21 protein-coding genes are annotated in these 23,436 nt (G+C 42.5%); 6 read left to right on the top strand and 15 right to left on the bottom strand.

The window, feature by feature from the left end; genetic code table 11:
* Positions 1–5: 5 nt before the first annotated feature.
* From miaA to EL210_RS07440, 11 genes are all read right to left on the bottom strand, one after another.
* Positions 6–905, bottom strand: coding sequence for a tRNA (adenosine(37)-N6)-dimethylallyltransferase MiaA (miaA, locus tag EL210_RS07490; RefSeq protein WP_018920201.1), 900 nt, complete (start codon positions 903–905; stop codon positions 6–8).
* Positions 905–1,675, bottom strand: coding sequence for an acyl-ACP--UDP-N-acetylglucosamine O-acyltransferase (gene lpxA / locus EL210_RS07485; protein ID WP_004376166.1), 771 nt, complete (start codon positions 1,673–1,675; stop codon positions 905–907). The genes miaA and lpxA overlap by 1 nt, the downstream gene beginning before the upstream one ends.
* A gap of 17 nt (positions 1,676–1,692) precedes the next feature.
* On the bottom strand, positions 1,693–3,084 hold the full coding sequence (locus EL210_RS07480) for a bifunctional UDP-3-O-[3-hydroxymyristoyl] N-acetylglucosamine deacetylase/3-hydroxyacyl-ACP dehydratase (protein WP_018920200.1): 1,392 nt from the start codon (positions 3,082–3,084) through the stop codon (positions 1,693–1,695).
* Between the two features lie 7 nt (positions 3,085–3,091).
* A complete protein-coding gene (gene lpxD / locus EL210_RS07475) occupies positions 3,092–4,135 on the bottom strand; it encodes a UDP-3-O-(3-hydroxymyristoyl)glucosamine N-acyltransferase (protein WP_018920199.1) in 1,044 nt (347 codons plus the stop codon).
* A gap of 512 nt (positions 4,136–4,647) precedes the next feature.
* Complete coding sequence (locus EL210_RS07470) at positions 4,648–5,880, bottom strand: type IX secretion system plug protein (RefSeq protein ID WP_025879529.1); 1,233 nt, start codon at positions 5,878–5,880, stop codon at positions 4,648–4,650.
* Between the two features lie 17 nt (positions 5,881–5,897).
* On the bottom strand, positions 5,898–8,369 hold the full coding sequence (feoB, locus tag EL210_RS07465; protein ID WP_018920196.1) for a ferrous iron transport protein B: 2,472 nt from the start codon (positions 8,367–8,369) through the stop codon (positions 5,898–5,900).
* A 114-nt stretch (positions 8,370–8,483) separates the two neighbouring features.
* On the bottom strand, positions 8,484–10,538 hold the full coding sequence (locus tag EL210_RS07460) for a YgiQ family radical SAM protein (RefSeq protein ID WP_018920195.1): 2,055 nt from the start codon (positions 10,536–10,538) through the stop codon (positions 8,484–8,486).
* A 51-nt stretch (positions 10,539–10,589) separates the two neighbouring features.
* Positions 10,590–10,919: a hypothetical protein gene (locus EL210_RS07455; RefSeq protein WP_004370884.1), complete on the bottom strand. Its 330-nt coding sequence runs from the start codon at positions 10,917–10,919 to the stop codon at positions 10,590–10,592.
* A gap of 26 nt (positions 10,920–10,945) precedes the next feature.
* A complete protein-coding gene (locus EL210_RS07450; protein WP_018920194.1) occupies positions 10,946–13,837 on the bottom strand; it encodes a golvesin C-terminal-like domain-containing protein in 2,892 nt (963 codons plus the stop codon).
* 12 nt (positions 13,838–13,849) lie between these two features.
* A complete protein-coding gene (locus EL210_RS07445) occupies positions 13,850–14,395 on the bottom strand; it encodes a 1-acyl-sn-glycerol-3-phosphate acyltransferase (protein ID WP_004370882.1) in 546 nt (181 codons plus the stop codon).
* A gap of 6 nt (positions 14,396–14,401) precedes the next feature.
* Positions 14,402–14,671: a hypothetical protein gene (locus EL210_RS07440; RefSeq protein WP_018920192.1), complete on the bottom strand. Its 270-nt coding sequence runs from the start codon at positions 14,669–14,671 to the stop codon at positions 14,402–14,404.
* A gap of 196 nt (positions 14,672–14,867) precedes the next feature.
* Here EL210_RS07440 and EL210_RS07435 point away from each other — a divergent pair, with 196 nt between their 5' ends.
* Complete coding sequence (locus EL210_RS07435; RefSeq protein WP_026285932.1) at positions 14,868–16,508, top strand: diphosphate--fructose-6-phosphate 1-phosphotransferase; 1,641 nt, start codon at positions 14,868–14,870, stop codon at positions 16,506–16,508.
* Positions 16,509–16,596: 88 nt separating this feature from the next.
* Positions 16,597–17,460: a glycoside hydrolase family 25 protein gene (locus EL210_RS07430; RefSeq protein ID WP_025879528.1), complete on the top strand. Its 864-nt coding sequence runs from the start codon at positions 16,597–16,599 to the stop codon at positions 17,458–17,460.
* Between the two features lie 520 nt (positions 17,461–17,980).
* Here the strand turns inward: EL210_RS07430 and pheS are convergent.
* Entirely contained in the window at positions 17,981–19,021 is a 1,041-nt protein-coding gene (pheS, locus tag EL210_RS07425; protein ID WP_026285931.1) for a phenylalanine--tRNA ligase subunit alpha, read from the bottom strand.
* A 194-nt stretch (positions 19,022–19,215) separates the two neighbouring features.
* Between pheS and EL210_RS07420 the strand changes: the two genes are divergently transcribed.
* The 3 genes from EL210_RS07420 to EL210_RS07410 are packed head-to-tail and all read left to right on the top strand — an operon-like array spanning position 19,216 to position 21,859.
* Positions 19,216–20,070: a DUF4348 domain-containing protein gene (locus tag EL210_RS07420; RefSeq protein WP_026285930.1), complete on the top strand. Its 855-nt coding sequence runs from the start codon at positions 19,216–19,218 to the stop codon at positions 20,068–20,070.
* 11 nt (positions 20,071–20,081) lie between these two features.
* Positions 20,082–21,095, top strand: coding sequence for a UDP-N-acetylmuramate dehydrogenase (gene murB / locus EL210_RS07415; RefSeq protein WP_025879527.1), 1,014 nt, complete (start codon positions 20,082–20,084; stop codon positions 21,093–21,095).
* Positions 21,092–21,859: an MBL fold metallo-hydrolase gene (locus tag EL210_RS07410; RefSeq protein ID WP_018920186.1), complete on the top strand. Its 768-nt coding sequence runs from the start codon at positions 21,092–21,094 to the stop codon at positions 21,857–21,859. The genes murB and EL210_RS07410 overlap by 4 nt, the downstream gene beginning before the upstream one ends.
* Here the strand turns inward: EL210_RS07410 and EL210_RS07405 are convergent.
* The 3 genes from EL210_RS07405 to EL210_RS07395 are packed head-to-tail and all read right to left on the bottom strand — an operon-like array spanning position 21,849 to position 22,672.
* Entirely contained in the window at positions 21,849–22,094 is a 246-nt protein-coding gene (locus tag EL210_RS07405) for a hypothetical protein (RefSeq protein ID WP_018920185.1), read from the bottom strand. The two genes, EL210_RS07410 and EL210_RS07405, sit on opposite strands and share 11 nt — an antisense overlap.
* Positions 22,095–22,097: 3 nt before the next feature.
* Positions 22,098–22,448, bottom strand: coding sequence for a phage holin family protein (locus EL210_RS07400; RefSeq protein WP_004370869.1), 351 nt, complete (start codon positions 22,446–22,448; stop codon positions 22,098–22,100).
* Positions 22,449–22,450: 2 nt separating this feature from the next.
* Positions 22,451–22,672, bottom strand: a complete 222-nt coding sequence (locus EL210_RS07395) for a YtxH domain-containing protein (RefSeq protein WP_004370867.1) — start codon at positions 22,670–22,672, stop codon at positions 22,451–22,453.
* 251 nt (positions 22,673–22,923) lie between these two features.
* On the opposite strand from EL210_RS07395, the gene EL210_RS07390 reads away from it, so the two are divergent.
* Positions 22,924–23,409 (top strand): SPOR domain-containing protein, encoded by a 486-nt coding sequence (locus tag EL210_RS07390; RefSeq protein ID WP_004376182.1) that lies wholly within the window; start codon positions 22,924–22,926, stop codon positions 23,407–23,409.
* Positions 23,410–23,436: the final 27 nt, after the last annotated feature.

The raw sequence follows: 23,436 nt of genomic DNA, 5'->3' as shown, positions 1-23,436 counted from the left end.
AGCACTTACAGCTTTTCATCAAGGTATTTTATAATTTCTTCAATGTTGTCCGGTTGAAACCAATTGATATCTTGATCGCGTTTAAACCAGGTGAGCTGTTTTCGCATATATTGTCGTGTATTCGACTGTATCTGCCGAATAGTCTCTTCCTGCGTTAGCAAACCGTCTATGTAATTGAATGTTTCCTTGTAGCCAACAGTATTGAGTGCATTACAATCCCGATAGTCATATACATGCTTGCATTCATCAATCAAACCGTGATTGAACATGTCGATAACGCGTGAATTAATTCTTCCATACAACTCATTTCGATCTCGGTTTAATCCTATCTTTAATATTTTAAACGGTCTTTGCTTCTTGGTTTGTTTACGAAATGACGTGTAAGTTTTCCCCGTCATGTAGCAAATCTCTAAGGCATGTACTACACGGCGAGGGTTCTTTTTGTCAACAACAAGATAGTGTTCTGGGTCAAGTTGTTTGAGTTCTTCTACGAGATGGTCTAACCCTTCTTCGGTTAATTTCTTCTTCAGTAAGTCACGTGTCTTCTGATCTACAGTAGGAATGTCATCAATTCCATTGCATACAGCATCTATATACATCATGCTTCCACCTGTCAGCAACAATGTTTCGTGCCCCTGATGGAAAAGACTTTCCATCAGTTCTAAAGCATCGGTTTCATATTTTGCAGCACTATAGTAGTCCTTTATAGAATGATTACCCACGAAATAGTGAGTGATTGCATGCTGTTGTTCTTGGGTTGGGGCAGCCGTACCGATAGGGATTTCTGCAAAAATCTGTCGGGAATCAGCATTGATAATGGGCGATTTCAGATATTGGGCAAGCTTGATGCAAAGCTCCGTTTTTCCAACTCCAGTAGGCCCAAGAACAACAACAAGGGTTTTCATTATCTGATAATGCCTCGCTTGGATGACTCTACAAAGTCAATGATGTATTGTATTTCAGGGGTAATCTGAAGGTTTTTCCTGATTTCTTCGATACCTTCTTTAAGGACACCTTTTGAATAGAGGAGACGATAAGCCTCGTGAATACTCTCAATTAGTTCATTACTGAAACCGTGTCGACGAAGTCCAACGAGATTAATTCCACAATATCTTGTAGGCTCCTTGCCTGCTATAATATAAGGTGGAATATCCTGGCTGAAGCGACAACCGCCCTGTATCATGACATAACTTCCTATCTTGCAGAACTGGTGTGTCAATACGGTTGCACTGATAATTGCATTATCATCAATTGTAACTTCACCGGCGAATTTCGTTGAGTTGCCGATAATGCAGTTGTTGCCCAACACACAATCATGCGCTATATGCATGTTCTCCATCAGAAGGTTGTTGCTACCTACGAGCGTTACACCTTTGGATGCTGTGCCACGGGATATGGTTACATTCTCGCGGATGCTGTTATTATCGCCTATCTTACAGGTAGAAACCTCCCCTTTGAATTTCAAATCCTGTGGCTTGGTGGAAATGCTGGCACCGGGAAATATCTCATTTCCGTTGCCAATCCGCGCCCCAACATTGATTGTTACACTGTTCTGAAACACATTATTGTCACCGATAATGGTATCTCGATCAATGTAACAGAAAGGGCCGATAATATTGTTGTCTCCAAGTTTTGCCTCGGGATGAACGTAGGCAAGCGGACTGATTTGATTCATATTTCTTTGAAACTGATTTATTTATTCTTTACAATCTGGGCTGTGAATGTTGCTTCTGAAACAACTTGATCACCAACAAACATATATCCTTTCATAGAGCTGATGCCATGACGAACAGGTGCCAAGAGCTCAACTCTAAAGAGGAGGGTATCTCCAGGAACTACTTTCTGTCGAAATTTAACATCATCAATCTTCAAAAAATAAGTTGAATACTTTTCTGGTTCTTCCAATTGCCCAAGCACAAGCAGACCACCACACTGTGCCATTGCTTCTATCTGAAGAACTCCCGGCATGACAGGTTCGTTGGGGAAATGGCCCTGGAAGAAAGGCTCATTGGCTGTAACATTCTTCACACCGACAATACTTGTCGGGCCCATTGCTGTAATCTTGTCGACCAACTGCATGGGATAGCGATGAGGAAGCAGTTCGCGAATACGCTTGTTATCCATGATTGGCACTTCATTCGGGTCATAGATTGGCGCCTGAATTTCATGCTTGCGAATTTCTTTTCTCATCAGTCTTGCAAACTTATTATTGATAGTATGACCAGGTCGGGTCGCAACAATTCTGCCCTTGATAGGTTTGCCGATAAGCGCCATGTCACCGATGATATCAAGCAATTTATGACGTGTGCACTCATTTTCCCACATCAATGGCTTGTGCTGAATATATCCAATCTTCGTTGCATCCATGTGAGGAACTTTCAAAACATCGGCCAATTGGTCAAGTTTCTCTTGGCTCACTTCACGTTCATAGATAACAATGGCATTGTCAAGGTCGCCACCTTTGATAAGGTTTGCCTCCAACAAAGGAACGATGTCGCGTACAAACACGAATGTTCTTGCTGCAGCAATCTCTGTGTCGAAAGTCGACATATCCTCCAAGGTAGCAAACTGACTGTTGATAAACTTGGAGTTAAATGAGCACATTGCAGTCAGACTGAATTGGTCATCGGGCAGAATAGTGATCACAGACCCCGTGTCTTCATCTTTTACTTCAATCTTATGACGAATGATATAATAGTCTTTCGTAGCATTCTGTTCAACAAGACCTATTTCCTTTATCTTCTCAACATACATTGCTGCAGAACCGTCAAGAATAGGAAATTCAGGGCCATTGACCTGAATGATACAGTTATCTATGCCCGAGGCATAAAGTGCAGCCATACCGTGTTCTACGGTAGAAACGCGGACATCTCCCTTTGCAAGAACCGTTCCACGCTGTGTGTCGACCACATTTTCTGCTACGGCATCAATAATCGGTTGACCTTCTATGTCAATTCGTTGTATTTTATATCCGGTATTTTCGGGTGCGGGATTGAATGTAACAGTAAGGTTCAAACCCGTATGTAACCCTTTTCCAAAAAGAGAAAAATTTCCTTTAAGTGTTGTCTGCTTCTTAGCTTCCATATACTGATTATCTTTGTTTCTTTAGTTCTTCAATTTCTTTTTTCAGTTCGTTCAGCTCCTTATAAATCTCCGGCAGACGTTGAAACAGAGCCTGAGACTTAAAGTAAGGGAGCTTTTCCATTGGTGGTGTGCCAATCAACACCTGATTGCTTTTGAGGCTTCCCGGCACACCGCTCTGGGCACCTAAGAACACCTTGTCGCCAATCTCTATGTGTCCTGCTACGCCGACTTGACCGCCGAACATACACCACTGACCGATTTTCGTGCTTCCGGCAATGCCGACTTGCGCTGACATCACGGTGTTTTCGCCCACTTCTACATTATGAGCAATCTGCACAAGATTATCAAGTTTTGCACCCTTCTTTATCTTTGTGCTTCCCATTGTAGAACGGTCTACACATGAATTTGCACCGATTTCCACATCATCGGCTATCTCAACGATACCTATCTGAGGTATCTTGTCATAACCATCCTTGCCATTAGGGGCAAAGCCAAAGCCATCTGCACCGATGACACTGCCTGCATGAATAATCACACGACTGCCGATTTTAGTGCCCATATACAAGGTAACATTGGGGTAGACAATACAATCATTTCCCAAAGTAACCTTCTCATTGATGACAACATTAGGGAATATCTGACAGCCATCGCCAATAACGACGTCATCGCCAATATAGGCAAATGGGCCTATATAGACCTCTTTGCCGATTTTTGCCGTTGGAGAAATGAATGCAAGACTGTCTATGCCGGTCTTCTTCTGACGCATGGAAGCGTCATACATCTGTAGAAGTTTTGCCACACAATCACGTGCATTGGCAACTCTGATGATTGTAGTATTATGTACAGGTTTATCTGTTTTTATCTGGTCATCAACAAGGACAATCGTCGATTTTGTATCGTAAAGGTAGTGAATATATTTGGGGTTAGCAAGGAAAGAAATGGCTCCGGCAACTCCTTCTTCAATCTTGGCAAAGGTATTCACCATAGCGTTTTCATCACCTTCAATACGCCCTTGGATAAACTGGGCGATTTGCTTTGCTGAAAATTCCATATCTGATTTGATGTTCAATTATATTTTTGCAAATATAACAAAATTAATTCATACAGAGGTAGGTGAGTCGGATTATTTTACGTTTTTTGCGTGCAAACCTTTTATTTTGTCCTTTCATGGTTGCATATGGAAAGCATTTCATGCCGTATTTGCCCATCACTCTTTCCGCATAATATATGTAATGTTCTTTAGAAGGCTTATCGTTTCAGAGAGGTTTTGATTTCATCAATAATTCAATACATATTGAATGTGTTTCTGATTTGCGTCAGAATACAGTGTCATCTGACGCAGATGATGCGCTGTCTTGACGCAGATTGCATCGTATTTTGATGCAAGTTGCAAGGCTTTCTTAACTTGTTGATTTCCAGATTGCTATGGATATGACAATAAAGTGTACCCTCTTTAGGCTGTATCGTGTTTCTTACATCTGTGCATGTCACGGTTCCCGGCAACTGTGTCCACCGTTATTCAAGCTATGTTTTCCCCCTGTTCAGAAGCTGCATCTGTTTGCTTTACTGAACAACGGCTACGAGTCTGTCTGTACGTTCTCCCGTTCCTCGGTAGTAAATCAATGCTTGATATTGGTTTTTTGTCTGATAGAAATTGCCTTCCGAGGGCAATAGCTGTATGCTTCCGTCAGCATTTCGCCTGACGTATTCATAGGAATAATAACCTTGTTTCATCAGTAAAGACAGCGTATAGTTACGTGTTACGGCATCATATTTCATCTGATATTGAGGCAAGAGCCGATAGTTGGTAAAACCGCCGCTGACGTAAATTTCATCGTTTGTGGCATCGGTCTGTAGCGTAAAATGAACGATGACATAGTCTGACAGGTAGTCATTCCCGTTGTCATCACTGTTGCGGATGACGAAAACTCCCTGTGCACTCTCGTCATACAGATAGTTTCTGCGAGGGAGATCAGGCCAGAGATGTGCATGATAATTACTGCCATCCCAGTCTATAGTCTCAATACCCATTGTAGGATGGTCAACAGAAAGACATTCAAACTTGCGGTAGTTGTTGCCTGCATCGAATATGAAACCACGGCAATGTTGCCACTGAAGCTCGTCACGAAGAACGAACTGCGGTTTCATATTCACGCGGGCATCATTCCAGTTTCCATTTTGCAAGACTACCGTTTTGATTTGGTTGTTGGGAGCAATGACAGGAAGATTGCCGTATTTGAGTTTCATTTCAACTTGCTGATGTGCCCGATTGAAATCAATATCCGTATTGGAAGTGCAGGACAGTTCAACGTGCATGGTTGGGTCAACAACCATGAAACAGGCGTTCAACATCAGTTTTTCATCCTCGTCATAGACGCTCACTTTGTAGTTACCACTTTGGGTTATGCGGCATTGGTCGTTGGGCAATCTAAAGGAATAGTGGGTGTATTCAACGTTCGTATTGACCGATTCCTGTATGTCTTCAATGACAAGATTATCGCTGAAACCCTCTAAATAGTCGCTGCTGAAGATTTGAGTAGAGGGCGACCAATCGGCTTCACAGTGCATGATTTTGTAGGTGAACCGATGATATTCATGCCTGAAATTATCAAATGAAATCTGAATTTGCTCGCCACTGTTCAGTTGAATGACGGGAAGCATAGCCCGCAATTGTTGGGTGTTATGCACCTGCAAAGTGGCAATATCGGAAGAAAAAATCTCATTTCGCTGTGCAGACAGTGTCATTGTTATGCACAGCAGAAATGAGAGGATGACAGTTCTTTTGGTCTTTTGCATATGGTATCGGTTTTATACTATATGAATAATCGACCGATTTGGAACACTGCAGCACTGACAACCCAAGCCAACAACGTAGTGTAACCGGCTGCAAACAGTGCCCATTTCCAGCTTCCCGTTTCTCCCTTGATAGCTGCAATAGTGGCAATGCAGGGGAAGTAGAGGAGCACAAAGAGCAGGAAGCAATAGGCCGTGAGTGTGGCAATGGGAGCCGCCTCGGTATCTGTGATGCCGTGGAGTTGGGCAATGTCGTGTGTCATTTGTCGGTGAAGCACCTGATATTTTCCCCCTTCATCGTTGAAGTTGTTATCGTCACTGAAACTTGAATTGTTGCTGTAGAGGACGCCCATAGTGCTTGCAACAATCTCTTTGGCACCCACACCGGAAATCAATCCAACGTCAATTTTCCAGTCAAAGCCTTGCGGACGGAATACTGGTTCCACTGTTTTACCGATTTTCCCAATGAAACTCTGCTCCTGTTGTTGCTGCGGAGACAATGTATCGTCATGCGGGAAATAGCCCAAGGCCCATACAATGATGCTGGCAATAAGGATAATTCCTCCCATTTTCTTAAGATATTGCTTTCCTTTTTCCCATGTATGGCGCCCCATGGCCTTCCATGTCGGAAAACGATAGGGGGGAAGTTCCATCACGAATGGTGTGTCTTCACCTTTTACAACAAAAGTGGAGAAGATGCGGCTTAGGATGACAGCAATCGCAATCCCAATGACATAGAGAGACAACATTACCAATGACCGATACTTCAAGGCAAAGAAAGAGCCTGTAATCATGATATATATTGGCAGTCGGGCAGAGCAGCTCATCAGTGGCAATATGAGCATGGTGATGAGTCGTGAACGTCGGCTTTCAATGGTTCTTGTGGCCATGATAGCGGGTACATTGCAGCCAAATCCCATGATAAGTGGAATGAACGACTTGCCATGCAGTCCCATTTTGTGCATCAGTTTGTCCATGATGAAAGCAGCACGTGCCATATAGCCGGAGTCTTCCATAAAGCTGATGAAGAAATAGAGAATAAGGATTTGTGGCAAGAACACGATAACTGCGCCTACACCTCCTATCACTCCGTCTACAAGCATGGCTTTTATTGGGCCGTCGGGCAGGTTCTGTGAGATGATTTCTCCAAACCAGGCAACGGCTGCATCAATCCAATCCATCGGAAACTGACCTATGATGAAGGTGGTCGAGAACATGATAAAAAGCATCAGAATAAAGATGGGGAAACCAAGATATCTGTTGGTGATGACGCGGTCAATATATTCTGTCATCCTATAAGTGTCCTTGTTTTTTCCCGTTTCATACTGTGCTTCCTGGAGTGCACCATGTATGAAACCATACTTTGCATCCATGATAGCCGTCTCGCAGTCTTCGCCTGTTTCCTCTTTTACTCGTATCTCTGCAATCTCCTTTTCCTTGAAAATTTCCGAGGCATTTGGCCTTGTCTGTAGATAGTTTACTGTGTCTGAATCATTTTCAAGAAGTTTGATTGCTAAATAGCGGGTTGAATATCGTTGACGAAGTTCATAGTCTTTTTTCAGGTATTCCTGGATATGTGTAATGCCGTTTTCTATCTCATGACCATGGTTAATGTGGATATGATGTGCGTGAGGCAACTCTTCTCCGTTGCTTTCATAAAGTTCAATAATCTGATGAAAAAGCTGTTTCACTCCCTCACCGCTCTTGAACACCGTTGGAACCATGGGCACACCAAAGAGTTCGGACAGCTTGTTGATATCGATTTTATCACCACGCCGTTGGGTCTCATCAAACATGTTGAGTGCACACACCATGCGCAGGTTCATATCAATGAGCTGCGTTGTGAGATAGAGGTTGCGTTCGAGATTGCTTGCATCAAGCACATTGATGATAACGTCGGGCGTCTTGTCTATGATTTGTTTGCGCACATAAAGTTCTTCCGGTGAATAGGCAGAGAGGCTGTATGTGCCCGGTAAGTCGACAAGATTGAACGTGTAGCCTTCAAATTCTGCATGCCCCACTTTTGCATCTACCGTAACGCCGGAGTAGTTACCGACACGTTCATGTGCACCCGAAGCAAAGTTGAACAGTGAGGTTTTGCCGCAATTGGGATTGCCCACCAAAGCCACATTGATTATCCGATGACGCTTCAGAGCGGCTTCTTCCAACTGTTTTTCTGTCAAAGGACTGTCATCAGAAGTTGTAATGGCAGTTTTATCAGTATTTGTTGAATCATGGAGTGAAGACGCATTCATAGCTTTTGCTTCAGCTTCAGAGACTACTTCTATCATCTCGGCCTCTGTCCTTCGCAATGAAACTTCATAGCCCATAATCTTGTATTTCACGGGATCCATAAGTGGAGCATTAAGGAGAACATCTACCTTTTTTCCCTTGATGAACCCCATTTCTACAATGCGTTTTCTGAAACTTCCATGGCCCGTTACCTTAACGATAATACCATGTTCGCCTGTATGTAAATCAGATAATTTCATAATTGTCTTTCCTTTCTTACTGCAAAAATACAAAAATTAATGCACATAAAACGTGAACATTATTCCTGTATGAAATGTAAATACCCAATAATGATGATAGCTTTCAAGTTCAGCCTATCTGTGTTTATGATTGTTTTTGCTGAAGTTGGGATTGAAACTCCTCTTTGTTTTCCCTTTGGAGTGGCCACCTTGCTGCACTTCTTCGGCTGCGTGTGATTTGTTGTTTTTGCCTGTGCGCCTTGCTTTATTCCCATTGTTGGGAACTGTGTTGTATGTACTGCCAACAGGACGGTCGCTATATCTGGTTTCGCGTTGATAACCTTTATTGAATGATGCACCCTTGGGAAAGAGGCGTTTGATAAGGTCTTCACGTCCGATGCGCTTCAACTCTCGCTCAATATTCTTGCGTTCTTCGGGCTTATACCAGAAGAAGAATTGTCTTTGTGCAAGCTTCTCTCGTGGCGTCTTTGCACTGTAAACAGGTTCAAGAGTGTAAGGATCGTAGCCCGTATACCATGTTTCAGTGGATATGGTCATTGGGGTTGGTGTAAAATCCTGCACCTGTTCCAGGTGAAAGTCAAGGTCTTTTGTTATCACGGCAAGCTCGGCCATGTCTTCTTCGTGGCATCCTGGATGAGAACTGATAAAGTAAGGGATAATCTGTTGCTTGAGACCGGCTTCCTTGTTGATATGATCAAAGATACGCTTGAACTCATAGAATTGTAAGAAAGAGGGCTTACGCATCAATTTCAATACGCTCTCCTGGGTGTGCTCCGGAGCTATTTTCAAGCGCCCGCTGACATGATTTTCAATAAGTTCACGCGTATATTGGCGGGTAGAAGCATTGGCTTTTTCGTCTTTACCTTTATGTAAGAGCAGGTCATAACGTACACCGCTGCCAATGAAACTTTTCTTTATACCGGGCAAGGCATCAACAGCGTGATAGATATCAAGCAGTTTTGTATGATCAGTATCAAGGTTAGGACAAATCTGCGGATTAATACATGAAGGACGTTTGCAGCGTTCACAGGCCTTAAGGTTGCGCCCATGCATGCCGTACATATTTGCAGAAGGGCCGCCTAAGTCAGAAAGATAGCCTTTGAAATCAGGCATTTGTGTTATTTTCTTGGCCTCATTGACGATACTCTTCTTGCTTCTGCATGCCACGAATTTACCCTGGTGGGCAGATATTGTACAGAAAGCGCAGCCTCCAAAACAGCCTTGATGCATGTTGATGGAAAACTTAATCATCTCATAGGCAGGTAGTTTCTTTCCTTTATATTTAGGATGTGGCAGTCGCGTATAAGGCAAATCAAAGATTGCATCCAATTCTTCTGTTGTCATGGTTGGGTAGGGGGGATTGACAACGGCATACATATTGCCGACTTGTTGCAATAGTCGCTGGGCATGTATCTTATTGGATTCTTCCTCTATATGACGATAATTTTCAGCTTCTGCTTTCTTGTTTTGCAGACATTGTTCATGAGAATGGAGCACAATGTCATCCTCCATGATACCGCCTTCAATATCTTGTTCTTTTGCAAGATACACCGTCTGTGGGATATTATGGATACAATTTATGGGTAGTCCTGCTTCTAATTCTTTACAAAGTTGAATGATAGATTTTGTTCCCGAGCCATATAAGATGATATCTGCCCCGCTGTCACAAAGAATACAACGACGCAGTTTATCCTGCCAATAGTCATAATGTGTCAGTCGACGCATTGAAGCTTCAATGCCTCCTAAAGCCACAGGTACATCGGGATAAAGTTTCTTTAGTATCTGGGAGTATACGATGGTTGGATACTCCGGACGGCAATCATGTCGACCGTCTGGGCTGTATTCGTCGATAGAACGCAGGCGTCGGTTGGCTGTGTATTTATTAACCATGGAATCCATGCAGCCAGGAGAAATGCCAAAGAACAACCGTGGACGCCCCAACTTCTTGAAATCACGATAATCACCATGCCAATCCGGTTGTGGTACAATGGCCACACGATAGCCTGCTGCTTCGAGAGAACGTCCTACGACTGCAACTCCAAATGAAGGGTGATCGATATAGGCATCGCCCGAAAAGAGGATAACATCAAGTTCACCCCAACCTCTCAGTTCGCATTCTTTCTTGGTTGTCGGGAGGAAATCTGTCAGTTTGTATTGCTCTGAATTCAATCTTTTATAGCTTGTAGTGGTGGAAAAAACTGTATTTTCCACCACGATATATTAAACTTCTTCTGCCTGTTCTTCTTGCGTTTCACCTTGCTTGTTCTTCCACTCTGCATAGAGTAGGACAAGATTGTGAAGGCCGATAGCTTTCATGTTAGCATTGTAAATTACGTCTAAGCAAAGATCAAGAAGGTTCTTGTCATTGCCGGTCTCACTTTCCAAAAGTGAGCGAACATTGAATTTCAGCTTGTCAAGCACGGTCTCATCAATAATTCCATTGCTGTCTACAAGGTTACGCATGAGCTGATATTTGTCAATTGTTGCTAAATGTAGGTCGCTGATCTCTATTGAACGCGTACCGGATTGGTTGGCTTGGATTTTATACATGATTGTATATTTTAAGATATTACTATTTATTTCATAACATATTGAAGGATGCCACGCATGATTGCATTACGTGTTTCTCTTGACTTGATACATTCTAAAGGGAAACCTGTGGTGAAAACATGATAATCATTGCCTTGATATCCAACGGCAGCACTGGTGCCATCACTATATTGCATGGCACAGATAGCACCCGTTATAGGATTTAATATATCTACAGACGTTGCTGCATAATGCTGGGGATTGGTCTGACGATAAATGTCAAATGATGCGCCAAGCCCGTTTATGAATTCTCCTGCCGTTGTTGAATCATTCTGCTGATAGTTGACTTTCAGCACATCGGTCAGGAATTGTTGTTCATTAATGTCTTGCATGTCACTTCCTATATAGCTGCCACTGACAATCAAGTTTCCATGTTTCTGCGTATAGCTACGTAGGTGATTTTGCAATGTTTTAGGCAGGACTTTATAATAGCCTAAGGCATGAGAATCATATTTTTGTAGTCCCAAGATGAGATCAATGGTTTGATATGCAGAAAGATTTATGTTTTCTGTTTCCAAAACTTGAGCAGAACAACTGACGACATTGTATTTTCTTGCACTTGCAATAGCCTCGGTATGTGCTTTCACCGCAGAGAAATCATTTCCCATGATGAAATGCCCCGCAAGTTCGTCTCCACCATATCCAAGTCCCCCAGGCCCTTCTATACCCATTCGGGAAACGCTGAATTCTTGCTGTTTCCCGTTCCATCCGGCTGTCAGTCCATACGAAACGCCTGGATCTTTGTCCAATTCAAAGCCCTGTTGTTCACCATTATCTATGACGGCTGGGCCTGAAAGACGGTTAAAACCATTAACAACAAGAATGTTTTTCGTTGCTCCATCTTGTCTGTAGGCAGAGAGTTCTTCAGTTGGAAAGCTTTCTCCACCGCGGTTAATTGCCGTGACTTTGAAATTATATTGAATGCCAGGAACTATTTGAAGATCATAAAACGGTTTCTTCACAATCGTTCCATTGTCATATCCAGAGGCCCCGATAGCGGTGTAAACCACATAAGCATTTGGGTAGGCCGAAGGTTCCAAGTTGTCTTCTGTAGCTTTCCATGCAAGCCTTATATGGCTGTTATCTGTAAATTCCACTTTGAAATTATGAGGGGCAAGAGGCTGTATGATTGTCGGTCGGCCATGTCCCTCATTGATAAATCGTGTGACAGTCTTATACAAAGAGCGTGCCATTGCGAACTTAAAATTAGGGTCTTGTCCCAAAATCATATCCGGGAAGTTCTGGTGAGAGAGTGTTTCAATAATCGCAGATGGCACTTCTGGATTACGGGTTTCAGAATAGTTACGGTCCCATAGATATCGTCTTGCCCAACGATTTGCAATGGCAGGAAGATCTCGGTCAAACCCATTTAACAGTCTGTTTGCAAAATCTTTTGATATCAAGCGAGAAATACCGGAGTTTAATTTGCCTTCATTAAAGTTAGTTGTACAAATCGCCAATGAACCAATAAGTCCTCCATTGCTATCAAATCCGGCATCACTATGCACGGCAAGCGATAATTCTATAGGAACTTTTTTCCCTTCTATGCTTGGTTCATAGCAAGAACCTCCTCCCAACCAATTACTCATGTAAGAGCGTGCATTGATGTCATCTGCATAGTCATTTTGCCCCAATCTGCCATTATATACAGTTGCCGGAGCACCGGCCCATTGTGTATAATAGCGTGCTCCTTCCAAGCATCTTGGGTAGCCACTGGTTGTTCCTCCACGCTCAATATTCCCCATACCACCACCAAACCTTACAGCATCAGCTGTTACAACACCGTGATGTTTAGAGCGGTTTGTAATCACTACGCGGTTCTCTTGGCTTGAACCTTTTGCAAAATCAAAGGTTCCCAAATAAACCCAAGTGCTGCCTCCCATGGTTTGATTAACCGTGAAACGTGTCGCTTCTCCTTTGTGATAAACGATGTATTCTGCATCGGGAATACTTTTGTCCAAAGTTTGATAACTTACATAAACGGCATATTTTCCATCATTATTCAAATATGGTTGGTATGAAATGAGCGAATAGTTTTTGCTTTTTGTTGTTTTTGTCATTCGTGCAGTTCCTGCTGTAAAGGGATTTTCTGCATTCTCATACGTCCCCAAATGGAATGAAAAGCCCTTTTCTGGAGTAGTCTTCCAGTCTCCTTTTACATTTACTTCGAGGTATGACGGACTTTTCGAAACATCATTGTCTACAATCTGTTCATCTGTTTGCCAGTCTCTTTCACGCGGTGTAAAGACCACAGCACCAGCGTTCTGCAGCATTGGAATCAGATAAGGAACTACGATAGTTTGTGTAAACAAGTCTTCTGTTGTACCGAAAAGATTAGGGCGTTGCCACTTCCATACTCCTTTGTCAGCGTCATAATAGCGGCCATGGCTTGCCCATAGGGTTATATGTCTGTTATACAATCCATGGGTTATGCCAAATGGACGCGAGGCATTCTCTGTCCAAGGAGCATCTTTATATTCAATATCACCCCAAAAACGATTTCCTTCATTGTCTGGAACAATTGCATCTTCAGGAAGATATTGCAGGGGCGTTCCACATGTCTGAACAGATAGCTGATATTTCCTGCAGTATGATGGCAATACCTTTTTGATACCCTTAAATAACTTCTTTACATCTCTTGATGTAAGATATTGATTAGCAAAGTTATTACTTATTGAGATAATAACAGTTTCTCTGCTGTTGTCTATCTGTAATTTTTCAATACTTATAAGGTCGGAAGAATATTTCTTCTCCGTACAATATCTTGTCAGATAGTTGCCTATGGTATTCTTTAATGACGCATCTTCCACCGGCATAAAACCATAGAGTGGGGAAGAAAGCGCCAAGATTAATCCAAAAGCAACTATTTTCTTTCTCATATAAAAATTGATTTAGTATGCAAAGTTTTCAGGCTTTTTGCCTTTAAACTCTTTGAAATAAGCTTTTATCTTCGGCATATCTTCATCAATGTTGCCCGAAGGTATAAAGCTTTCTGTGCATGTTATTTTCTTCTTCTCATAGTCTACACCATATAAAAGAATAGGAATACCAGCTTTCAAGGCAATGAAATAGAACCCTTTTTTCCAGTCTGCATTAGGAGAACGAGTACCCTCCGGGGTGATGCATAGCTTGAAAGAAGTTTTCTTTGCAGCTGTTTCAGCCAGATTGTCGGTCATACTTGTGTGTTTGGATCTCCATACAGGAATTCCCCCCAACCTCTTAAAGATAACTCCCAAAGGCCAGAAGAACCACTCTTTCTTCATCAGAAAGTTTGTCTTTAGGCCTTCCGCCTTTGTGTAAAGCTGCCCGATGAGGAAGTCCCAATTGCTCGTATGTGGTGCAAGGCAAATGATAAATTTGTCTGGATGAGCTACAGTAATCTCCTTAGTCCATCCCATTTTCTTATAAAGTAGCCAGTTGCAGAATGTTCTAATCATTTCCTTTTATAAATTCTGAATATGGTCTACAATCTCAGCAGCCTGTTTGTTGAAGTCTTCAATAATAGTTTTATAGTAGGTCTTTGCGGGCAATCCCGGTTCTGGATGAGACACACGGCGGATAAAATCACTGTGGACTCTGAGGATGGAAAGCAATAGTGCATCGACATTCTCCTGCCTTACTTCCTTGTTGTATAAAGCTGCTGCTACAGTTTCTGCAAACAGATCACTGCAAATGTAATTGATAGATTGTTTCAATGTGCGTTTATTTGCCATAATATTCCATATTTGATATTTCTACATGCCAAAGATAGAAAAAAATAAGAAAAGCAGTGCATATAAAGTGGAAAAAGTTTTCTTTAATCCTCGTTTTCTCTTTTTTTATTTCCATATGTCATGGAAAAACCGTATTTTTGCAGCTGTTCTAAAGTCTGAAATTAGTTATTCTAAAATATATAAAGCTAACAAAATTATGGAAATTAGTGCATTGCAGAAAGAAAGAGCTGCTTATCAGCCAAAGCTACCTAAGGCTCTTCAAGGTGCAGTAAAGATTGTAGAGGGTGCTCCCACAAAGAGTGTTGACAATCAAGAAGAAATCAAAAAGCTGTTCCCTAACACCTATGGTATGCCTCTGATAGAGTTCGTGCCGGGTGAGGAAAACAACACCAAGAGAATTAATATTGGTGTTATTCTCTCCGGAGGTCAGGCTCCCGGTGGACACAATGTCATCAGTGGATTGTTTGATGCTGTCAAAAAGCTGAATTCGGAGAACCGTCTTTATGGCTTCCTGATGGGGCCAGGCGGTCTTGTTGACCATAAATATATTGAGATTACAGCCGATTTTATTGACCAATATCGCAACACCGGTGGCTTCGACATGATTGGTTCGGGGCGTACAAAGCTTGAGAAAGAAGATCAATTCGAAAAGGGTCTTGAGATTATCCGTAAGTTGGATATCTCGGCTATTGTTATCATCGGTGGTGATGATTCCAATACCAATGCCTGTGTTCTGGCTGAATATTATGCAGCTAAGAAGTATGGTGTTCAGGTTATCGGCTGCCCTAAGACCATTGATGGCGACTTGAAGAACGACCAGATTGAGACTTCTTTCGGTTTCGATACGGCAACAAAGACCTATTCTGAGCTTATCGGCAACATTGAGCGCGACTGTAATTCAGCCCGCAAATATTGGCACTTCGTCAAACTGATGGGCCGTTCTGCATCTCATATTGCACTTGAATGTGCACTCCAGACTCAACCGAACATCTGTCTCATTTCAGAGGAAATCGAAGCAAAGGACATGACACTCAATGCGGTTGTAGAGAATATAGCCAAGGCTGTTGCTCATCGCGCAGAGCAGGGAAACAACTTCGGTGTTGTCTTGATCCCTGAAGGTCTGATAGAGTTTATTCCTGCCATAGGTCGCCTGATTCAAGAACTGAACGACCTTCTTGCTGCACATGGTGCTGATTATAAAGACCTTGACAAGGATGCTCAGCGTGAATATATCCTCTCACATCTGTCAAAAGAGAATGCCGCTACGTTTGAGACGCTGCCCGAAGGCGTTGCCCGCCAGTTGAGTCTTGACCGTGATCCTCACGGAAACGTACAGGTTTCACTGATTGAAACAGAGAAACTGCTCTCTGAAATGGTTGCTGCCAAGCTCGCAAAATGGGCCAAGGAGGGTAAGTACAACGGTACTTTTGCTGCTCAACATCACTTCTTCGGTTACGAAGGTCGTTGTGCTGCTCCATCCAACTTTGATGCAGACTACTGCTACGCTTTAGGTACAAGTGCGGCTCAGCTCGTTGCAAACGGCAAGACCGGTTACATGGCAATCGTCAAGAACACCACTGCCAAGACCGATGAATGGAGAGCCGGTGGTGTGCCAATCACAATGATGATGAACATGGAGAAGCGCAATGGGGAGATGAAACCTGTTATCCGCAAGGCACTTGTTGAGCTTGATGGCAAGCCATTCAAGACTTTTGCTGCCAAGCGTGATGAGTGGGCTATGAACACGGAATACGTTTACCCGGGCCCAATTCAGTATTGGGGACCTGCTGAGGTTTGCGACCAGCCTACCAAGACTTTGGTTCTCGAACAGGAATAATTTCATTCCTATTTTACCATAAATAAACCATATAGGGAGAGGAATTTGTCGCCAGACGGATTTCAATCCCTATATGTATTCTTATGCAATGATGAGTACGAAACGAACTACAGCCCGAAGAACCACACGCACTTCGCATACGAAGGGTAGGCGAAAGGCTACCCGTTCGCGCCGTACTTTCCTGCATCGTTATCCCAAATGGGCTGTTGTTCTGGGTGCCGTAGGCATGATTGCACTCTACATCTGGTGTTTTTATTATTTCTTTGTCAGTCCGACAGGTTTCAGATGGCGTGCGCTTTATGGAGATGCCAAATACCCTGCAGGCTATGAAATCCATGGCATAGACATTTCCCATTATCAGGTAGATATTGATTGGGGACTGCTTTCCAATGCAATGGTTAACGGGTGTCCGGTGCGCTTTGTCATTATGAAGAGCACTGAAGGAACGGGTAAGCTCGATGAGACTTTCTATGAAAACTATCAGAGTGCAGGTGATTATGGCTTCATTCGAGGGGCATATCATTTCTGGAGTAATAAGTCATCGGCCCGCGACCAGGCTTACTTTTTCCTGAAGAAGGTTCATCTTAACGACGGCGATCTTCCTCCTGTGCTTGATGTGGAGCATAAGCCTAAGGAGCAAAGTGTGGAGGATTTCCAACGCGATATATTGACTTGGCTTCATATTGTCGAGGATAAATACCATGTGAAGCCAATCATCTACACCTATTATAAATTCAAGCAGAGCTACTTGTCTGCTCCTGTTTTCGACGATTATCCCTATTGGATAGCACATTACTATGTTGAGAAAATAGAATATAAAGGCCCGTGGAAGTTCTGGCAGCATACGGATGCAGGGCGTTTGCCAGGCATAAAAGGCTATGTGGACTTGAATATATACAACGGAAGTTATTATGATCTCAAGCAGATGACCATTGGACGTAAAAGGTGGTGAGCATGCCCTTATACCATTTCTTCACAGTATCTCTTTTGTCATTCATCCTCTTTCGAAAGAAACAGAGGCTATACTTCATTGTTGATTATTTTGACAATAGATTTGCATTTGCTTCTCAAAAACATTATCTTTGTGTCGGGGAGAGTGCAATCGCACTTTCCTCTTTTTTGTTTCTCGGGGAAACTGTATTGTAAAGTGTATTGAAACAGACTGTAATCTGCATCAAGTCAGCCTTCAATATGCGTCATTTCATGCGCTGTTTTGATGCTTTTCGCACGGTGATTTGCCGTGAATGAAGTTGTAAACCAGCGAGAATGATTGAATATTCATTTACAGATGAAAAAATCAAACAAATCATTTTGTCCGCTATTTTGACTTCTTTCTTAAATTATCTTAAAGCAGGAAGCTGTATTGAAACTTTGAATAAAATCTATCATCTATAGATACTCAAAAGAGGATTACCTCTCGATGAAGGTAACCCTCTTATGTATGATTGTATTTATATTGCTGTAACCTGCTCTTAATATGCTGACTCAAACTCTTTCAGGAAACGTGTGTCGTTCTCTGAAAACAGGCGTAGGTCGCTGACACGGTATTTGAGGTTGGTAATGCGTTCGACACCCATACCGAAAGCATAGCCCGTATATTCATTGCTGTCTATGCCGCAGGCTTCAAGCACATTGGGGTCAACCATGCCGCAACCGAGTATCTCAACCCAACCGGTATGCTTGCAGAAGCCACAGCCTTCACCGCCACAGATGTGGCATGAGATGTCCATTTCTGCACTCGGTTCAGTGAAAGGGAAGTAGCTCGGACGCAGACGTATCTTCGTATCCGGGCCGAACATTTCGCGTGCAAACGTGAGCAGAACCTGCTTCAAATCAGTGAAGCTGACGTTTTTGTCGACATAAAGTCCCTCAACCTGGTGGAAAAAGCAGTGTGCACGGGCGCTGATAGCCTCATTACGATACACACGACCGGGACACAGAATACGGAAAGGAGGCTTGTGAGTCTCCATGAAATGCGACTGGTCTCCGGAGGTATGCGAACGCAGCAGGATGTTTTTCGTCACGTCATTTGGATCACTTTGCTCAATGAAGAAAGTGTCTTGCATGTCGCGTGCAGGATGATCTGCTGCAAAGTTCAGCATGGTGAAAACGTGCTTGTCATCGTCAATCTCCGGGCCGTCTGCCAGAACAAAGCCCATGCGTTGGAATATTTCGATGATTTCATTTTTGACAATTGTCAGCGGATGACGCGTTCCAAGTCGGATAGGATAGGCTGTGCGGGTGAGGTCTATGTCATCCCCTTGTGCCTTTTCTTCGGCAAGTTCTTCCCTCAGACTGTTGATTTTGTCGGTTGCCGTCTGCTTGAGTTCATTGATTTTTATACCGATATTCTTCTTCTGGTCTGCTGCAACGTTGCGGAAATCAGCCATAAGAGCGTTGATTTCACCTTTCTTGCTAAGATATTTAAGACGCAACCGTTCTACGTCCTCTGCATTCTTTGCAGTCAAACTGCTTACTTCTTTTAGCAGTTCTTCTATTTTCTCTAAAAGCATATACTTGTTAAAAACGTTTTTAATCTTACTCAATGCTGCAAAGTTACGTATTTTTATTGAGAATAGGAAAGTGCAAAATGATATTTTTAGTGAGGTTCTGCATTTTTAGGTTTCTTTGTTGTTGCAATCGAAATAAAGTTGTATTTTTGCATAGAATTTGGGAGTAAACATGTTTTAGGCATAATTAAATAGGTATGAGAAAGTTTACGGTAGCTTTTAGTTTTATATTTATCTTGGTAACAGCTTTCGTTTCTACAACGGGCTGTACGGGTAAAAAGCCGACTTCAACAGATAGCGTAGAGGTTGATTCCACACAGGCTGACTCTACTTCTGCCGACACATTGGAAGCACTGATGACAGAGCAACCGCTGCCGAAAGCCGCAGATGAATTGTTTGATGACTTCTTCTTTAACTTTGCAGCAAACCGAAAACTGCAACGCAAACGCATTCATTTCCCGTTGCCGGTATATAGGGATGGAAAGGTTGTAGAGACCATCAAGAAAGGAGAGTGGAAGATAGACAACTTCTTTATGCGCCAGGATTTCTATACGTTGATATTTGATAATGCCAAGCAAATGCAGGTTGTCAAGGATACCACTGTCTCACATGTGGTCGTTGAAAAGATTAATCTGAATGCAAAGACCGTAAAGCAGTATCTCTTCAACAGGATTAATGGTGAATGGCTGTTGACTTCCATTGACTTCAAACACATGTATAAGAATACCAATGCCTCATTCTTGAAATTCTATAATCGCTTTGCAGCTGACTCCGCTTTTCAAATGCAGAGTGTGCATGATCCATTGGCTTTTGTCGGGCCTGATCCCGATAATGATTTCAGCAATACATCGGGAACACTGCTTCCTGAACAATGGCCTTCGTTTGCACCGGAGCTTCCTCGTGAACTGATTTATAATATTATCTATGGGCAGAAGTACACGGAAAGCAATCAGAAAATATTCGTTATTCGCGGTATTGCCAATGGTCTGGAAACCGAATTGACCTTTAAGCGGCACGGTGGAAAATGGATGTTGACAAAACTCTCAATGTAACTTGTGAAACCATGAAAGATATTAGAAACTATAGTTTGCTGGAGCACAACACTTTTGGTATTGATGCTTTGTGTAAACGTTTTCTGGAATATGCTTCTGTAAACGAAGCAAAAAAATTAGTATTGCAGCTGACAGATGATGACAGTCCGATTTTAATCATAGGAGAGGGAAGCAATCTTCTCTTGCAAGGTGACTATCCCGGAACGGTCATTCATTCTGCCGTGCGTGGTATAGAGGTGAAACCTGTGGAAAATGGTTACTTGCTTCGTTGTGGCTCCGGTGAGATATTCGATGATGTAGTGGCCTATGCTGTTTCCCATGGCTATTATGGTATGGAGAACCTTTCACTTATTCCAGGTGAAGTGGGGGCAAGTGCTGTTCAGAACATCGGGGCATATGGTGCTGAAGCAAAGGATTTCATAGAGGAGATAGAAGCTGTAGAAATAGCAACAGGGAGGGAAGTTAGACTCGCAAACAGTGCGTGTGAATATAGTTATCGGCAAAGTAAATTCAAGCATGAATGGAAAGAAAAGTTTCTGATTACAGCTGTTACTTACCGTCTTTCAAACGTTTTCACTCCCCGATTGGATTATGGGAATATCCGCACCAAGCTTGCTGAAAAGAAAATTATGCAGCCAACGGCAGAGGAGTTGCGCCGTACAATCATTGAAATACGGCAGGAAAAACTCCCCGATCCCAAAGTAATGGGAAATGCCGGCAGCTTCTTTATGAACCCTATTGTGGATGAAGAGAAATATAAACAGTTGCGCATGCAATATCCTCAGATACCTTCTTATCAGGTAACTGAACACACTTATAAAATTCCGGCTGGTTGGATGATTGAGCAGTGTGGCTGGAAAGGCAAGGCTTTGGGCAAGGCTGGAGTGCATGACAAGCAGGCTTTGGTGTTAGTTAATCGTGGTGGTGCTTCTGGAAAGGATATTATCACACTATGCCATACCATTCAGCATGATGTGAAAGAACGTTTCGGGATAGAGATTAATCCGGAGGTGAATATACGATGAAAGTGATTCTTCTGGGCACGGGCACCTCTCAGGGAGTTCCTGTTTTAGGTTGTAATTGCGAAGTATGCAAAAGCAGTGATCCTCGCGATCATCGTTTTCGGACTTCTGCTTTGATAGAAACGGAGTCGACCCGAGTACTGATAGACTGTGGCCCTGACTTCAGGGAGCAAATGCTTTTGCAGCCTTTCAGGAAGATTGATGCCGTTTTACTGACGCATATTCACTATGATCACGTGGGTGGTATTGATGACCTGCGCCCATTTTGTAAATTCGGTGACATTGATATTTATACGGATTCAAATGTCATTCATGGGCTAAAGCATAACATGCCCTATTGTTTTCCCACGAATGGAGACCTCTATCCAGGAGTTCCCAGACTGATTTTGCATGAGATTAAACCGCATGAAAGATTTTCTGTCGGTGATATTGACATTGTTCCCATAACAGTGATGCATGATACATTGCCTGTTCTTGGTTTCAGAATGGGCAAACTTGCTTATATCACAGACATGAAGCGGATAGAAGAAACAGAGCTTTCTTACCTGGCAGGTATAGAGGTGTTGGTTGTCAATGGGTTAAGATGGAAGCGGGAACATCATAGCCACCAACTTATTGATGATGCCATTGCCTTTTCCAAAGTGCTTGGTGTAAAACGGGTTTATCTTATTCACATGACACACGAAATCGGCTTGCATAATGAAGCAGGCCGACTTCTTCCTCATGGTGTTGAATTTGGGTATGACGGTGAAACGATTACCGTTTGAACTTGCGGTAAAGCTTCCAACCCAATATTGCACCGTCAATGACAGTTGCACCTGTATTGATAAGACTTGATATCCGTTTTGAAGGTGATGTGTTCTTATCGAAGATATCAGATGGTTTGAAAAGGCTATGCCAAAGTGTCCGTATCTTCTGGTCGTCCTTCAAGATGTCATTACGCAGCATTTCCTTGCGTATTCTGATATCATTAAGTGATTTATATTCAGTAACAGTTTCCATGAATTATTTGCTGAAAAAAAGGTTTGCTAAGAAACGGACCAAAGGCCTTTCTATCCACTGATGCCTAAAAAGAATACACAAGACGAGTAGTAAAAGGTAGCAACACCCCACGATAGAGAAAGCGGCAACACTTCCCAAGCAAGTGCTGAGCAGAAAAGCTGCGGCAAAACTGAGGTAAATAAGTGCTAACATCATTAGAACAACGATTACTGCCGAGATTGTAATTGCAGTAATCAGCCGCACGACTTTCTCAACTACATCAAGCTTCAAACATTCTTTCTGAAGCTCGATGTAGTGTTTGAACACCTCTACGAGTTGTCCTATAGTTTCGATATTTCTGTCGTTTGAGAACATGATTATTCAGCAACAACGTCAGTAGCAGCGTCTTTGATGTCATCAACGAAGTCGTCTACATCCTTGCGTGTAAGTTTGATATTATGCTTCTTGCAGAAATCATCAACCGCATCGGTAATCTTTGTACGTGTGTCTGTTCCCTTTTCCGGAGCCATCAACAGACCTAATGCAGCACCAGCAATGGCACCACCTAAGAATGCTCCAATGTAACCTAATGTCTTCATAATCCTAAAATTTAGTTGATAAATATATAAACTTGTATCCTTTAATATCTTAATATATCGTCATGAATACATAGGCAAATATAATAAAAGTTTTGCAATAAAACAATGAAAGCGAATTCAAATTTTATTAAATCCTTATGATTTTCTTGATTTAACAAACTTTATGTGGGCTTTTCGCAGGTAATTGTGATATATTTTGTATTTTCGCACGAAATATGATTAAAGTCTAATTTCATTAAAATAAGAGAATTATGAAAAAAACTATGGTATTATGTATAAGTCTCTGTACGGCTTTAGCTTTTACAAGTTGTAAGTCAAGTGAGAGTGCTTATAAGAAGGCGTATGACAAGGCTAAGGCCCAAGAAGCAACGCAACAGAGTGAGCCTATGACAACTTCTCCGGTGGTTACTCCACTTGAGCAGAAATCTGCAACCGAGACAACGGTGATGGATAATGTGGATAATGCTGTTGTTCGTCAGGAGAATTTCTCTGTGGTTAATGGTCCTGAAGTCAAGAATTTCGGTGTTGTAGTAGGTTCTTTCTCATTGAAGGCCAATGCCGAAGGGGTTCAGAATACGTTGAGAAATGCCGGATATAATCCAACGATTGTCTATAACAATGAGCGTAATATGTATCGTGTAGTTGCTACTTCGTTCGATAGTAAGGCTGATGCCGTTAGGAGTCGTGATGCATTGCGTGCTAAATACTCAGATGCTTGGTTGCTATTCAAGAAATAAACAAGTAACTATCCTCAGTAGAGAATA

The organism is Segatella oris (genome assembly GCF_900637655.1).
Taxonomy (GTDB): domain Bacteria; phylum Bacteroidota; class Bacteroidia; order Bacteroidales; family Bacteroidaceae; genus Prevotella; species Prevotella oris.
This window is presented reverse-complemented; position numbering and strand designations above follow the sequence as displayed.

What these genes read in the sequence shown, in the direction of transcription:
- miaA (WP_018920201.1), bottom strand. Translation starts at nt 905, where the DNA reads ATGAAAACCCTTGTTGTTGTTCTTGGGCCTACTGGAGTTGGAAAAACG.
- lpxA (WP_004376166.1), bottom strand. Translation starts at nt 1,675, where the DNA reads ATGAATCAAATCAGTCCGCTTGCCTACGTTCATCCCGAGGCAAAACTT.
- EL210_RS07480 (WP_018920200.1), bottom strand. Translation starts at nt 3,084, where the DNA reads ATGGAAGCTAAGAAGCAGACAACACTTAAAGGAAATTTTTCTCTTTTT.
- lpxD (WP_018920199.1), bottom strand. Translation starts at nt 4,135, where the DNA reads ATGGAATTTTCAGCAAAGCAAATCGCCCAGTTTATCCAAGGGCGTATT.
- EL210_RS07470 (WP_025879529.1), bottom strand. Translation starts at nt 5,880, where the DNA reads ATGCAAAAGACCAAAAGAACTGTCATCCTCTCATTTCTGCTGTGCATA.
- feoB (WP_018920196.1), bottom strand. Translation starts at nt 8,369, where the DNA reads ATGAAATTATCTGATTTACATACAGGCGAACATGGTATTATCGTTAAG.
- EL210_RS07455 (WP_004370884.1), bottom strand. Translation starts at nt 10,919, where the DNA reads ATGTATAAAATCCAAGCCAACCAATCCGGTACGCGTTCAATAGAGATC.
- EL210_RS07450 (WP_018920194.1), bottom strand. Translation starts at nt 13,837, where the DNA reads ATGAGAAAGAAAATAGTTGCTTTTGGATTAATCTTGGCGCTTTCTTCC.
- EL210_RS07445 (WP_004370882.1), bottom strand. Translation starts at nt 14,395, where the DNA reads ATGATTAGAACATTCTGCAACTGGCTACTTTATAAGAAAATGGGATGG.
- EL210_RS07440 (WP_018920192.1), bottom strand. Translation starts at nt 14,671, where the DNA reads ATGGCAAATAAACGCACATTGAAACAATCTATCAATTACATTTGCAGT.
- EL210_RS07435 (WP_026285932.1), top strand. Translation starts at nt 14,868, where the DNA reads ATGGAAATTAGTGCATTGCAGAAAGAAAGAGCTGCTTATCAGCCAAAG.
- EL210_RS07430 (WP_025879528.1), top strand. Translation starts at nt 16,597, where the DNA reads ATGATGAGTACGAAACGAACTACAGCCCGAAGAACCACACGCACTTCG.
- pheS (WP_026285931.1), bottom strand. Translation starts at nt 19,021, where the DNA reads ATGCTTTTAGAGAAAATAGAAGAACTGCTAAAAGAAGTAAGCAGTTTG.
- EL210_RS07420 (WP_026285930.1), top strand. Translation starts at nt 19,216, where the DNA reads ATGAGAAAGTTTACGGTAGCTTTTAGTTTTATATTTATCTTGGTAACA.
- murB (WP_025879527.1), top strand. Translation starts at nt 20,082, where the DNA reads ATGAAAGATATTAGAAACTATAGTTTGCTGGAGCACAACACTTTTGGT.
- EL210_RS07410 (WP_018920186.1), top strand. Translation starts at nt 21,092, where the DNA reads ATGAAAGTGATTCTTCTGGGCACGGGCACCTCTCAGGGAGTTCCTGTT.
- EL210_RS07405 (WP_018920185.1), bottom strand. Translation starts at nt 22,094, where the DNA reads ATGGAAACTGTTACTGAATATAAATCACTTAATGATATCAGAATACGC.
- EL210_RS07400 (WP_004370869.1), bottom strand. Translation starts at nt 22,448, where the DNA reads ATGTTCTCAAACGACAGAAATATCGAAACTATAGGACAACTCGTAGAG.
- EL210_RS07395 (WP_004370867.1), bottom strand. Translation starts at nt 22,672, where the DNA reads ATGAAGACATTAGGTTACATTGGAGCATTCTTAGGTGGTGCCATTGCT.
- EL210_RS07390 (WP_004376182.1), top strand. Translation starts at nt 22,924, where the DNA reads ATGAAAAAAACTATGGTATTATGTATAAGTCTCTGTACGGCTTTAGCT.